The sequence below is a fragment of the Mesorhizobium sp. M1A.F.Ca.ET.072.01.1.1 genome (assembly GCF_004023325.1).
Taxonomy (GTDB): Bacteria; Pseudomonadota; Alphaproteobacteria; order Rhizobiales; family Rhizobiaceae; genus Mesorhizobium.
In genome coordinates this window covers 1-13,086 of record NZ_RZSF01000186.1, presented here as the reverse complement: position 1 = coordinate 13,086, position 13,086 = coordinate 1, and the positions used below count along the sequence as shown (strand labels likewise).

The 13,086-nt window shown below is 62.6% G+C and carries 15 protein-coding genes; 3 read left to right on the top strand and 12 right to left on the bottom strand.

Going from position 1 to position 13,086, the window contains the following annotated elements:
• The 9 genes from EOA32_RS22985 to EOA32_RS40625 form a co-directional block, all read right to left on the bottom strand.
• On the bottom strand, nt 1-468 hold a 468-nt coding region (locus EOA32_RS22985), incomplete at its 3' end, for a biotin/lipoyl-containing protein (protein ID WP_348632211.1).
• Nucleotides 469-481: 13 nt separating this feature from the next.
• Entirely contained in the window at nt 482-1,528 is a 1,047-nt protein-coding gene (gene pdhA, locus EOA32_RS22980; protein ID WP_066989672.1) for a pyruvate dehydrogenase (acetyl-transferring) E1 component subunit alpha, read from the bottom strand.
• A gap of 178 nt (nt 1,529-1,706) precedes the next feature.
• Nucleotides 1,707-2,030, bottom strand: coding sequence for a septum formation initiator family protein (locus EOA32_RS22975; RefSeq protein WP_066989670.1), 324 nt, complete (start codon nt 2,028-2,030; stop codon nt 1,707-1,709).
• Nucleotides 2,031-2,197: 167 nt separating this feature from the next.
• On the bottom strand, nt 2,198-3,472 hold the full coding sequence (gene eno, locus EOA32_RS22970; protein WP_066989668.1) for a phosphopyruvate hydratase: 1,275 nt from the start codon (nt 3,470-3,472) through the stop codon (nt 2,198-2,200).
• A gap of 392 nt (nt 3,473-3,864) precedes the next feature.
• The gene (locus tag EOA32_RS22965) at nt 3,865-4,230 is read right to left on the bottom strand and encodes a PRC-barrel domain-containing protein (protein ID WP_066989666.1); all 366 of its coding nucleotides are present in this window, start codon (nt 4,228-4,230) and stop codon (nt 3,865-3,867) included.
• 79 nt (nt 4,231-4,309) lie between these two features.
• Nucleotides 4,310-5,152 carry a 3-deoxy-8-phosphooctulonate synthase gene (gene kdsA / locus EOA32_RS22960; RefSeq protein ID WP_128372966.1) on the bottom strand — a complete coding sequence of 281 codons (843 nt, stop codon included), beginning with the start codon at nt 5,150-5,152 and terminating at the stop codon, nt 4,310-4,312.
• Entirely contained in the window at nt 5,149-6,024 is an 876-nt protein-coding gene (locus EOA32_RS22955; RefSeq protein ID WP_095777643.1) for a VOC family protein, read from the bottom strand. Before EOA32_RS22955 ends, kdsA begins: the two co-directional genes overlap by 4 nt.
• Nucleotides 6,025-6,094: 70 nt before the next feature.
• Entirely contained in the window at nt 6,095-6,385 is a 291-nt protein-coding gene (locus EOA32_RS22950) for a Dabb family protein (protein WP_066989660.1), read from the bottom strand.
• 105 nt (nt 6,386-6,490) lie between these two features.
• Entirely contained in the window at nt 6,491-6,625 is a 135-nt protein-coding gene (locus tag EOA32_RS40625; RefSeq protein ID WP_259979787.1) for a hypothetical protein, read from the bottom strand.
• A 255-nt stretch (nt 6,626-6,880) separates the two neighbouring features.
• Between EOA32_RS40625 and EOA32_RS22945 the strand changes: the two genes are divergently transcribed.
• Nucleotides 6,881-7,090, top strand: a complete 210-nt coding sequence (locus EOA32_RS22945; protein ID WP_128372965.1) for a hypothetical protein — start codon at nt 6,881-6,883, stop codon at nt 7,088-7,090.
• A 115-nt stretch (nt 7,091-7,205) separates the two neighbouring features.
• On the opposite strand, the gene EOA32_RS22940 is transcribed toward EOA32_RS22945, so the two are convergent.
• Both EOA32_RS22940 and EOA32_RS22935 read right to left on the bottom strand, forming a co-directional pair.
• Nucleotides 7,206-9,179 carry a bifunctional 2',3'-cyclic-nucleotide 2'-phosphodiesterase/3'-nucleotidase gene (locus EOA32_RS22940; protein WP_128372964.1) on the bottom strand — a complete coding sequence of 658 codons (1,974 nt, stop codon included), beginning with the start codon at nt 9,177-9,179 and terminating at the stop codon, nt 7,206-7,208.
• Between the two features lie 128 nt (nt 9,180-9,307).
• Nucleotides 9,308-10,573 carry an NAD(P)/FAD-dependent oxidoreductase gene (locus tag EOA32_RS22935; protein WP_095827658.1) on the bottom strand — a complete coding sequence of 422 codons (1,266 nt, stop codon included), beginning with the start codon at nt 10,571-10,573 and terminating at the stop codon, nt 9,308-9,310.
• 173 nt (nt 10,574-10,746) lie between these two features.
• Between EOA32_RS22935 and EOA32_RS22930 the strand changes: the two genes are divergently transcribed.
• Nucleotides 10,747-11,406, top strand: coding sequence for a 5-formyltetrahydrofolate cyclo-ligase (locus EOA32_RS22930; RefSeq protein ID WP_128372963.1), 660 nt, complete (start codon nt 10,747-10,749; stop codon nt 11,404-11,406).
• A 105-nt stretch (nt 11,407-11,511) separates the two neighbouring features.
• Here EOA32_RS22930 and EOA32_RS22925 read toward each other — a convergent pair whose 3' ends face one another.
• On the bottom strand, nt 11,512-11,985 hold the full coding sequence (locus tag EOA32_RS22925) for an Lrp/AsnC family transcriptional regulator (protein ID WP_059188527.1): 474 nt from the start codon (nt 11,983-11,985) through the stop codon (nt 11,512-11,514).
• 211 nt (nt 11,986-12,196) lie between these two features.
• Here EOA32_RS22925 and ald point away from each other — a divergent pair.
• A partial coding sequence (gene ald / locus EOA32_RS22920; RefSeq protein WP_128372962.1) for an alanine dehydrogenase occupies nt 12,197-13,086 on the top strand: 890 nt, incomplete at its 3' end.

Genomic DNA, 13,086 nt, shown 5'->3' with positions numbered 1-13,086 from the left:
GCGCATTTCCTCGGCCATCGCGTCACGCAGCGCCTCGCGCACCGTGGTCGAGACCATTTCGGTGCCGGCAGGGATGTCCGGATCGGCCGCGACTTCCGCCTTCGGCGCGGCGGCGACAGGCGCAGCCGCCTCGCTTTTGGCCGCGGCGGGCGCCGGTGCCGGCGCGGCCGCTTCAGCCTTGGGCTCTTCTTCGCCGATGCCTTCGCCGGCCTTGTCGACGTCTTCACCGTCGACCGCAAGCACGGCGATCAACGCGTTGACCTTGACGCCTTCGGTGCCGGCCGGAACAACGATCTTGGCGAGCGTGCCTTCATCGACGGCTTCGACTTCCATCGTCGCCTTGTCGGTCTCGATCTCGGCGATGACGTCGCCGGCGACGACCTTGTCGCCTTCGTTCTTCAACCACTTGGAAAGATTGCCCTCTTCCATCGTCGGCGAGAGAGCGGGCATGAGAATTTCGATCGGCATGTCCGTGCCCTCCTTAGAGTACGATGTCGGTCCAGAGCTCGGACGGATCCGGCTCGGCGTCGTGCTGGGCAAATTCGGCGGCGTCGGCGACGATGTCGCGGACCTCCTTGTCGACGGCCTTGAGATCGTCTTCGCTCGCCCACTTCTTATCTATCAGGCGCGCCTTGACCTGTTCGATCGGGTCGTGCTCCGAGCGCATCTTCTGCACTTCTTCCTTGGAGCGATACTTCGCCGGGTCGGACATCGAATGCCCGCGATAGCGATAGGTCTGCATCTCGAGGATCAGCGGGCCGTTGCCGCCGCGGCACCATTCGGCGGCGACGTCGCCGGCTGCCTTGACCGCGCGAACGTCCATGCCGTCGACCTGGATGCCGGGAATCTTGAAGGAAGCGCCGCGGTTGGAGAAGTCGGTCTCGGCGGATGAGCGCGACACCGATGTGCCCATGGCGTAGCGATTGTTCTCGATGATGTAGATTACCGGCAGCTTCCACAGCGAGGCCATGTTGAAGCTTTCATAGACCTGGCCCTGGTTGGCGGCGCCGTCGCCGAAATAGGTCAGCGAGACATTCTTGTTGTCGCGGTAGCGGTTGGCGAAGGCCAGGCCTGTGCCCAGCGACACCTGCGCGCCGACGATGCCGTGGCCGCCATAGAAATGCTTCTCCTTGGAGAACATGTGCATGGAGCCGCCCTTGCCTTTCGACAGGCCGCCACGGCGCCCGGTGAGCTCGGCCATCACGCCGCGCGGCGACAGATCCATCGCCAGCATGTGGCCATGGTCGCGATAGGCGGTGATCATCTGGTCGCCCTCGATCAGCGCCATCTTCATGCCGGTAACGACGGCCTCCTGGCCGATATAGAGGTGGCAGAAGCCGCCGATAAAGCCCATGCCGTAAAGCTGGCCCGCCTTCTCCTCGAAGCGGCGAATGAGCAGCATGTGCCGGTAGGCGGAGAGCTCTTCTTCTTTGGTGAAGTCGGCTGGCTTGGGGGTGGAAAGGGCCGACGATTTGCCGTCGGATCTGGATTTGGACTTGGCAGGCGCTTTTCTGGCGGCGGTGGCCATACATCACTCCCTGTTGGCGTCTCTTCGCGGACATTCAAGGGAGAGCGACCCGTCTCCCCACCGATTTGAGCGAGGCTAACACGCAAGAATGCAATGCGCCATGCTGAAAAATGCATGGCTGACATGCATCCTAAGCGATTAGAATCATTGCAAATAAGTTTGATTAACCGAAATTCGGTTATTTTGCCGAAGCCGGCAGCATGATGGTGATTTCGTCCGGATGGGACAGATTGAGCGCCTTTCGGGCCTGCTCGTCAAGCATGTCCTTTTCCAGCGTGCCTTCATGCATGAGCTGGACACGACGTTCGAAGTCGATCCGGCGCGCCTTGACCGCGTCGAGCTGAGTCTGGAGTTCGGCCGCCTGGGCCTGCAGCCGATATTTGGAGTAGATGCCGAACTCACCGTGATAGGCATGGAAGCCGAAATAGGCGAGAAACAGCACGCAGAGCGACGGAACGATCAGCTTGCCGGTGTTTCTCTGCTTGTGCTGACGTGTCCACATGACCCGAACCCTTTCGGCCGCGAGCGCAAGCGGCTGTTCGAGTCTTTTTTCGCCCGATTGTGCTTAATGGACGGTTACGGTTGGCTGGACTGAGACTTGCCGAAACAAAAAGAGGCGGGGAAACCCGCCTCTCCGCCTCTTTCAACAACCAAGACAGTTTGTCCGGATCAGCCCTTGACCACCGACTTGCCGGCGTAGCGCGCCTGCCGGCCGAGCTCTTCCTCGATCCGGATGAGCTGGTTGTACTTGGCCATGCGGTCTGAGCGCGACAGCGAGCCGGTCTTGATCTGCCCGCAGTTGGTGGCGACTGCGAGGTCGGCAATGGTCGAATCCTCGGTCTCGCCCGAGCGGTGCGACATGACGGCGGTGTAGCCGGCCTTGTGCGCGGTCTCGACCGCGTCGAGCGTTTCGGTGAGCGAGCCGATCTGGTTGACCTTGACCAGGATCGAGTTGGCGACGCCCATGCGGATACCGTCGCGCAGTCGCGCCGTGTTGGTGACAAACAGATCGTCGCCGACCAATTGGGTCTTCTTGCCGATCAGATCGGTCAGGTATTTCCAGCCCTCCCAATCGTCCTCGGCAAGGCCGTCCTCGATGGTGACGATCGGATAATCGGAAGCGAGCTTGGCGAGGTATTTGGCCTGCGCCTTCGGATCGCGGGTCTTCTTCTCGCCCTCATAGACGTAGTTGCCGTCCTTGAAGAACTCGGTCGCCGCGCAGTCGAGGCCGAGCGCCACGTCCTCGCCCGGCTTGAAGCCGGCCTTCTCGATCGATTCCATGATGAAATCGAGGGCCGACGGCGCGCTCTTCAGGTTGGGGGCGAAACCGCCCTCGTCGCCGACATTGGTGTTGTGGCCGGCATCCTTCAGCTTCTTCCTCAGCGTATGGAAGATTTCAGAGCCCCAACGCACGCCGTCGCGCAGCGTCGGCGCGCCGACCGGCAGGATCATGAATTCCTGAAAGTCGATCGGGTTGTCGGCATGAGCGCCGCCATTGATGATGTTCATCATCGGCACCGGCAGGATGTGCGCCTTGGCGCCGCCGACATAGCGGTAGAGCGGCAGCCCGGCGGCCTCGGCGGCGGCCTTGGCCACCGCCAGCGACACGCCGAGGATGGCGTTGGCGCCGAGCCGGCTCTTGTTCGGAGTGCCGTCGAGCTCGATCATCGTCTGGTCGATATGGATCTGGTTCTCGGCTTCCATGCCGCCGATCGCCTCGAACAACTCGCCGTTCACGGCCTCGACGGCGCCCTGGACTCCCTTGCCGAGATAGCGCGGCCCGCCGTCGCGTAGCTCGACCGCCTCATGCGCGCCGGTCGAGGCGCCCGACGGAACGGCGGCGCGGCCCATCGAGCCGTCTTCCAGCACCACGTCGACCTCGACGGTCGGATTTCCACGGCTGTCCAGGATTTCACGCCCGACAATGTCGATGATGGCGGTCATTGCGATGTCCCCGATTGATCGATTGAAGCGTCGCGCCCCTCTTAGCCAAAGCCCGGCAAAAGGCAATTGGGCGGTCCGCAATAATTGCCGGCGACAAGATTCACGAAGCGCAAATCTTTGTCATCATTAGTCATGCGCGCGACTCGCCCTTCTGATTTATGGTCCTGTTTGCGCGGGGCGAAACACGAGGAGTTTCGCCATGTCCCAGTTGAGCGGTATCGTGAGTTTGTTCCTGATCGCGGCGGCGTTCCTGACGTCCTGTGACACTCAGAAGCCTCAGCAGAACTCCACGGAGCTATCCACCCTTCGGACCGCTGAATAGGTTCCTCGACGCTCGAAGGCCCCCGGATACCGGGGGCCTTCTCGATTCTGGAGGCAGCCGCTCAGGCCGATCAGTGCCAGTAAGGCTTCACGTGATAGTATTCGAAGGATGCGTCGCGGGCCGCTTCACCGTCGGCGCCGGTCAATTCCTCGATCGAGTAGGCCGGTGCCGCCTTGAGCTGTTCCTTCGTGAAAGGCACGACGTAGCCGCCCATGTTTTCATCATAGTCGAGGCTTGCCCACGGAATGGCGTGATACTTCTCGCCCATGCCGAGGAAGCCGCCGAAGCCGATGACCGCGAACATGATCCCGTTCGACATCTTGTCGAGCATCACGTCCTCGATGCTGCCGATGCTGTCGCCGGCGGTGTTGTAGACCGAGGTGCCGATGACGCGCGAGGCGGCAATGGCTTCGGTGTGGCCAGACGGAGTGGTCATTGTTGTGCTCCTCTCATTTGCTTGTCCGTTGTGGACAATGAGGGGAGCGGGCGAAGGTTCCAGATTTTCGGCTGCCCTGCTACGGCCTCTTGGCGATCCGATCGAACGCCATCAGCCTTTCCAGCAATGCGGGAAGATTCTTCAAGGGCACCATGTTGGGGCCGTCGGAGGGGGCGTTGTCCGGATCCTGGTGGGTTTCGATGAACACGCCGGCAACGCCGATCGCCACGGCGGCGCGCGCGAGGGTCTCGACGAAGCGTCGTTCGCCACCGGTCGAGCCGCCCTGCCCGCCCGGCTGCTGCACGGAATGGGTGGCGTCGAAGATCACCGGCGCGCCGATCTCGGCCATGATCGGCAGCGCTCGCATGTCCGACACCAGTGTGTTGTAGCCGAAGGAGGCGCCGCGCTCGGTGACCAGCACGTTGGCGTTGCCGGAACCGGTGACCTTGGCGACGACATTCTTCATGTCCCATGGCGCCAGGAACTGACCCTTCTTGACGTTCACCACCTTGCCGGTGCGCGCCGCCGCAATCAGCAGATCCGTCTGCCGGCTGAGAAAGGCCGGTATCTGCAGCACATCGACATGCGGCGCGACCAATGCGCATTGCTCCTCGGTGTGAACGTCGGTCAGCACCGGCAGTCCGAACTCCTTGCGCAGAGCGTCGAAGATCGGCATCGCCGCCTCGAGCCCGGCACCGCGCGCGCCGCCGAGCGAGGTGCGGTTGGCCTTGTCGTAGCTCGTCTTGTACACCAGCCCGATGCCGAGCCTGGTGGTCAGTTCCTTCAGCGCGCCGGCCATGTCGAAGGCATGCTGGCGCGACTCGAGTTGACAGGGGCCTGCGATCAGCGACAGGGGCGCATTGTTGGCGAAAACGACCTTGCCGACGCTTACCGCGGCATTGGGCGCAAGGGGCTCGCTCATGGGATCTCCCGAAAGATGAAGGCTGCGCCCTGACCGGGTGCCGACGGCACGACGACATCGTCGCCGCTCATGTCGTGCTCTATGGCGTTGGCCGCAAGTAGCTGGGTGGCTGCGGCGACGCTGTGTATCGCAAAGATGACGGCCGCAAAACGCAGGTCCGAAGGCTGCCCTGCCGAAGCACCGAACCGTGCGACAAAAGCGTCGGGCGTCAGAACGGCCAGGGTCGCGTTTGGCAGGTCAGTCCTGTCGCCGTCGCTCGCGCCCTGGCCGGCAGCGATCGATATCAGTCCCCTCTGGCTCGAAGGCTCGTCGCTCACCGCCACGATCTCGACGATGCCGGTCACGCCATTGGCATGTGCCTGCAGTGCGGTGCGGTCGATCTGCGGCGCGTTGATGCGCTGGCAGGCGAACAGGAATGCGTCCGGTGCTTTTCTATCGGCCGCGAATGCCAGTTTGAACGATGCCGTGTCGCTTTTGCCCGTGGTGTCGGTGAAGGCGCGCGAAAAGCTCAACATGTTGCCTGCCGACAGCCCCGCTTCGACATAGCGCGCGTGGTCGGCATCTGCATCGGCGGTCCCGAAGACGACCGCGGAGAAGCCCTCGTCGCCAAGCCTGCTGCGGTAAAGGCGGTCGCGCGCGACGAAGACGTTGCCCTCGCCCATCGCCCGATCGGCCGTTTTGTCATCGCCGACGGCCAGCGGTTCCAGAAAGGTGCCGTCGGCGAAGAAAACACAAGCGTTCTCAGTCCCGAAAGGATGGACGCCGGTCGGCGCGACGAAGAAGCCGAGCGACGAGAGGCGCTGCCTTGCAATGTCGAGGCTCTGCGTGGGCAGAACGAGATGGTCGAGCGGATGGGGCGAAGTTTTCGTCATGCCGGCGCGGTGTGCACCATTGCGGAAATCGGTTCAAGGCCTGGCGTCGAAGGCGAGCGGACGGCGTGGCTCAGGCGGCGGCCACGACGTCGGCCGAATAACGCAGCTCACGCAACGGTTTAACCCTGCCGGTCGTCTCCGCATAGATCGGATGCGCCCTGTATGCTGCGAGCGCTGCCTCGTCCTCGAATTCGGCATAGACGACCACGTCGATCGCGTTTGAGAACAGATCGACCTTGGTATTGAGCGTCACCTCGAAGTGTTTCGAATGTGGAATCTTGCCCAGTTCCTGAAGACCTGACCGGACGGCCTCCACATCCTCCTTGCGTCGCACGCTGAAGAAAACGATGTGCCGGATCAAACCCAGCCTCCTTGATCGACGGATGAACGCGTTTTGTGGGAGCAAGGCCGTCGCGTCAACCGGCAACGATGTCGCGCCCGCTGTTCGAGCGGCAGCGTCGGAGCCTCAGGCAGCGCCGGTGACGTAACGCACGATGCGCGACATCTCCCTGACGGTCGCGTCGAGATATTGGCCCTGGTTGTAGAGGCCGTCCCAGATCAGGAAGAACGTGATGGCGACGATAACGATCACATAACGCATGGCTAAAGCTAGCGTATGTCCTCAAACCGAACCAGAGCGCCTTCACGGCAATCGTTCCAATTCACCGCTTTTCGACGCACCTTTCCGGCGTCATGGGACCCAGCCAGGCCTACCTGGAGAGCTGCGGTGCGAGCACAAATGTCTCATGCGAACGTGATGCAACCGCGATCGGACATCCGGCATTTTTCCTGCTGTCCGGCGCCGTCACTGCATCCTCGGGCGAGCGCCGAGCGTCGTTCGCAACAGGAGGCTTCCTTGAACCGCACCGTAACCGTCGCCGTGCTGCTGCTTGCCGTGATCTCGGCAAGTGCGGCTGACGCAAAAGTATTCTTGCCCACGGTCACCAATGACCCGCTGGGCGCGCTGACTGCCCCGACGCTGACACCGGGGGCCAGCGACCTTGTCAACAACACGCCGACATCGACCACCAGGAGATTCGCCACCCGAGAGGAATGGCGCCGCTGACCGTGCCCAGCGATCCGCTCGGCACGTCGATCCAGCCGGCCTTCCCCGGGCCGCTCACCACGCCCGCGACCACCCCTTCGCCTTAGCCAAATCAGGCCGGCCCGGCCGCGCAACATCAAAGCGCAATGCGGTATTTGGCAAACCCCGCCTCACCCTCGCCCGCCGGCTCGATCTTCAGCGACTTCACCTGACCGATGAAATCCTTGGCGCTGGGTCCGGTCTCGAAGACAACGCTGGTTCCAGGCAGCGGCGCGAACGACCAGTTGTCGTCCGCCGACGGATTGATCGTGCCCTCGCTGATGACGTAGCGCACGATCACGTCGCGGTTGGTGTCCGGCGCCTCATAGATGATCTTCGAAGCATTGATATCGGGGAAATTGCCGCCGCCGCCAGCGCGGTAGTTGTTGGTGGCAACCACGAATTTCGCTGCCGGATCAATCGCCTTGCCGCCGAATTTAAGATCGACGATGCGGCTGGAGCCGGCATTGGCGACGGCGCCCTTCGTATCGTATTTCGGTGGCTGCGACAGGTCGATCTTGTAGGTGATGCCATCAATGACGTCGAAATTGTAGGAGGGGAAATCGGTGTTGATCAGCGGCTGATCCGCCTTCCCGGGCTCGATCCTGTTGAAGATGCCGGCCGACATCTCCAGCCATTCCTTGACTTGCGAGCCGGTGATTTCGACCGCGCGCACGGTGTTCGGATAAAGATAGAGATCGGCGACGTTCTTGATGGCGATATCGCCGACAGGGACGTCGGTATAGTAGTCGGCGCCGTTGCGGCCGCCTGCTTTGAACGGTGCCGCCGCAGAGAGGAGCGGCACGTCCTTCCACTCTGTGCTCTTCAGAATATCCTTGAGATACCAGCTCTGTGCCTGATTGACGATCTGCACCGATGGATCGTCGGCGACCAAAGCGAAATAGGAATAGAGCGGCGCGGACGTCTTGCCGACGGGGCGGCGGACATAGGCGAGCGTCGCCTCGTGATCCTGCTCGAGCGCCGCGATGATGCGCTTGTCGTCGCCGACCGTAGCCTTGTTCTTGCTGTCGACGCGCTCATAGATCGGCCGCGCCTCGGAGATGGCCGAGACGACGCGCCATTTCGAGCCGTCGCGCTCAAGAAGCAGGTCGATCAGGCCCATATGCGAGCCCCAGAAGCCGCCCATCACCGCCGGCTTGCCCTGCAGAGTGCCTTTTTCGGTGTCGACGCCTTCCAGCGCCTGGAAATCCTTCTTGCCGGGGAAGACGAGATGCTGGTGCCCGGTGAAGACCGCGTCGATGCCTTCGACGCCGGCGACGAAGAAGGAGGCGTTCTCCATCATTTCGCCCTGCTTGATATCGATGCCGGAATGCGAAAGCGCAATGACGATGTCGGCGCCCTCCTCGCGGATTTGCGGTACCCAGGCCTTGGCCGCCTGGACAATGTCGCGGGTCTGGACGTTGCCTTCCAGGTTTTTCAGGTCCCAGACCATGATCTGCGGCGGCACGAAACCGATCACCCCGATCTTGATCGGTTGGTCGGCGCCGGAACCGTCCTTGATCTTCTTGTCGAGGATGACATAGGGCTTGAGGTAGAGCTTGTCATCGCGCGGGTTCGTGGCGAGCGTCGTGCCCCGGATCAGGTTGGCGCACACGAAGGGGAAATTGGCGCCGGCCAACACCTTGTCCATGAAGGACAGGCCGTAGTTGAATTCGTGGTTGCCGAGCGTCGAGCATTCATAGCCGAGCAGGTTCATGCCCTTCATGATCGGATGCAGGTCGCCGTCCTTCATGCCCTTTTCATAGGCGATGTAGTCGCCCATCGGATTGCCCTGCAACAGGTCGCCATTGTCGATCAGCATCGCATTGGTGGCTTGCTTGCGCACCCCGTCGATCAGCGAGGCCGTGCGCGACAGGCCCATCGTGTCGTTCGCTTTGTCGGCGTAATAATCATAGGGCAGCAAATTCACATGGATGTCGGTCGTCTCCATGATCCTCAGATGCGCCTGATTGGCTGCGGCACGGGCGGAGAACGGATGCAGCATGATCAGCGCTCCGCTGGCGGCGGCTCCGGCCAGGAATTCGCGGCGGGAGACGGGCAAAAGTGACATTGTTTCCTCCTCTAAGACAACGCGACATGCCCTGCCCCCCAATCGGAACATGCCGTCGAAGGCATTTCGAGTCCATGTCTGTTGGATGCCTGTTGATCACGACACGGTGACGCGTCGATGAAAAGCAATCAGCTCTTGTCGTCGTCACCCTGAGTGATCAGGCGCGCGCTGCGCTGCCCGGTAAAATATATCCACAGCCAACTGAGCGACACCGCGAGCCGATTGCGAAAATCGATCAGGAAATAAATGTGCGCTATCCCCCAGAGCCACCATGCGAGCCAGCCGGTGAGCTTGATCCAGCCGAAATCGATGGCGGCCGCGCGTTTGCCGATCGTCGCCAGGTCGCCGGCATGCTTGTAGCGGAAAGGGCGTGGCGTTGCGTCGCCATCGAGTCTCGCTTTGATCGTCGCCGCAACATGCCTGCCCTCCTGCTTGGCGGACGGCGCCACGCCCGGTACCGGCTTGCCGTCCGGTCGCAGCAGATGCGCCGTATCGCCGATAACGAATATGTCGGGGCTGCCCGGCACGGTGAGATCGGGCTCGACCAGCACCCTGCCCGCCCGGTCGGCGGGCGCTCCCAGCCATTCCGCCGCAGGCGAAGCGGCGACGCCGGCTGCCCATAAAATCGTCTTTGCCGGCAGGTAGGTATCGCCAAAGACGACGCCCTCGGCATCCAACTGCGTGACGGCACGGCCAAGCTCGACCGTCACGCCAAGCCGCTCCAGCGCTTTTTGAGCATAGGCCGAGAGCTCCGGTGCGAAATTGGCGAGCACAAGGTCACCGGCTTCGATCAGCACAACGCGCGCCTGCCGCGTGTCGATATTGCGGAATTCGCCGCGCAGCGTGTCCTGCGCAAGCTCTGCAATGGTACCGGCAAGCTCCACGCCGGTCGGTCCGCCGCCAACGATGACCAGCGTCAGCAATGCCTGGCGCCTGGCGGGATCGGTCTCGCGCTCGGCTTGCTCGAAGGCGAGCAGGATGCGGCGCCGGATGGTGGTGGCATCTTCCAGCGTCTTCAGCCCGGGCGCGAATGGCTCCCATTCGTCATGGCCGAAATAGGCGTGGCGCGCGCCGGTGGCGAGCACCAGCGTGTCGTAGCTGACTGCGCTCCCGTCATCGAGCAGCACGCGTTTGCCTGCGCGGTCAACACCGATGACCGTACCCAGAAGCGTCGTCACATCCTTGCGCTTGCGTAACAGATGACGGATCGGCCAGGCGATCTCGGAAGTCGCCAGCGCGGTGGTCGCCACCTGGTAGAGCAGCGGCTGGAACAGGTGGTGATTGCGCTTATCGATCATGGTGATGCGCACCGGTGCGCCAGCCAGCGCGCGGGTAAGTTCGAGACCGCCGAACCCGGCGCCGACGATCACGACATGATGCTTGGCTTCGTCCATTTTCAGCCACCTCGCCCAAAGCAACCCGATTGCTTAGATGTAAGCATTTTTGTGCACCGCAACAACGCCACCGCTGGCCCGTCACTGCCCGGGAGTCGTCGCCGGGTGTCGTGTACGCGCATGTCGGGCCCGGAACCCGGGTATAGCGTGGAGCAGAACGATAGGAGTGGAGCATGTCTGACAAACGCGATGACGACGGCCCGGCCCAATACGCTTCGCCGCCTTGTTTCATGCATGAGCTCGACCCGGCCTATCAGATGCCGCTGTCGGACTGGACCGATGTCCGGCGCTGGCGCAAGGCGGAGCGTGAGCGGCTGATCGGCGCGCGGCTTGCGGTTTCCGCAGATGCACGCGCGGCAATGTCACAGCGGATTGCCGAGGGCCTCGATATGCTGGTCGGCAAGGTTGCCGGCCTTATGGTCAGCCTCTACTGGCCGTTCCGTGGCGAGCCGGACCTGCGCGGCTTTATGGCGTCGATCAATGCGCGCGGCGGCCGCACCGCGCTGCCCGTCGTCATCGAGAAGGGCCAGCCTTTGGTGTTCCGCGCCTACGCGCCGGGCGACCGGCTGGAGAAAGGCGTCTGGAAAATCCCGATCCCGGCCGAGGGTGATCCTGTCCTGCCCGATATCGTGATCTCGCCTGTGGTCGGCATCGATCCCAGCAACTACCGGCTGGGCTATGGCGGCGGTTTCTACGATCGTACGCTCGCTGCCATGCCGTTCAGGCCGCTGGTGATCGGCGTCGGCTACGAATTGCAGCGCATTCCCACCATCTATCCGCAGCGGCACGACATCCCGATGACCAAGGTGGTAACCGAGGCGACCGGAGCCTAAGGCAGTTCCACGAAGAGTGTGTAGCGGTTTCCGTCCGCAATTGCGCAAAGCAAAGAGATTGAGCGGTTCGGGTTCCGGTGGAACGCTGAAACGCTCTGACCTCAGCTAAGCCATTTCCGGCCTCAACCCCACCGCTGTCCTGTCGACGATCTCGCGCAGGGCGAAGGATGAGTTGATCTTCGTCACATGCGGCATCGCCGACAGCCATTCCTTGTGGATGCGCTCATAGTCGGCAAGGTCCTTGGCCGCTATACGCAGGATATAGTCGTATTCGCCCGACATCAGATGGCAGGAAAGCACGTTCGGGCAGCGTTTGATCGCCGCTTCGAAATCGGACAGCGTCTTCTCGAACTGCCCCGACAACGATATATGCACGATCGCCGTCATCTGATGGCCGAGCGCGGCATTCGACAGCCGCGCGTGATAGCCGCGGATGGTTCCGGATTTCTCCAGATTGTCCAGGCGCCTGGAGCAGGCCGACTGTGACAGCCCAACCTTTTCGGCAAGCGCTGCATTGGGGATCCGGCCATCCTTCTGCAAGGTCTCCAGAATGGCGATATCAATCCTGTCGAGCGGCATTTTTCGGGGTTCCTGCGAATAATCCGGCATTTTGCGCAACGATTATCGAAGACCGGACGCTGCCGCAAGTGCATTCGCAAACACATACGGAACGATTCATGCTTCACTGCGTCTCATGCATGTCGCCCAACTGCGCGGCGGTTTTGGGATTGGCGGCATGCCCGGAAATGTCAGGGAGAGCGCCCTTTCAAGGGCCGGACAGGAGAAGAAGATGCGCGTCGGCTGCCCCAAGGAAATCAAGAACCATGAATACCGTGTCGGTCTGACGCCCGGCTCGGTTCGCGAATATGTCGCGCACGGCCACGAAGTGCTTGTCGAGGCCGGCGCCGGCGCCGGCATAGGCGCCGACGACAACGCCTATCGCGCCGCCGGCGCCACGATCGCCAAGACGGCCGCCGACGTGTTCGCCAAGTCGGACATGATCGTCAAGGTCAAGGAACCGCAGCCCAACGAATGGGTGCAGCTGCGCGACGGCCAGATCCTCTACACCTACCTCCACCTCGCCCCGGATCCGGAGCAGACCAAGGGCCTGCTCGCTTCGGGCGTCACGGCGATCGCTTATGAGACGGTCACCGACGACCGTGGCGGTCTTCCCCTGCTCGCACCGATGTCGGAAGTCGCCGGCCGCCTGTCGATCCAGGCCGGCGCGACCGCGCTGCAGAAGGCCAATGGCGGCCGCGGCGTGCTGCTCGGCGGCGTTCCCGGCGTTTTGCCAGGCAAGGTCACCGTGCTCGGCGGCGGCGTCGTCGGCCTGCACGCTGCCAAGATGGCTGCCGGCCTCGGCGCCGACGTCACCATCATCGACCGCTCGATCCCGCGCCTGCGCCAGCTCGACGACATTTTTGGCGGCCGTGTCCATACCCGCTACTCGACCGTCGAGGCGCTCGAAGACGAGTGCTTCTCGGCTGACATCGTCGTTGGCGCCGTGCTGATCCCGGGCGCCGCCGCACCCAAGCTGGTCACCCGCGAAATGCTCTCCGGCATGAAGAAGGGCTCGGTGCTCGTCGACGTCGCCATCGACCAGGGCGGCTGCTTCGAGACCTCGCACGCCACGACCCATGCCGACCCGACCTATGAGGTCGACGGCGTGATCCACTACTG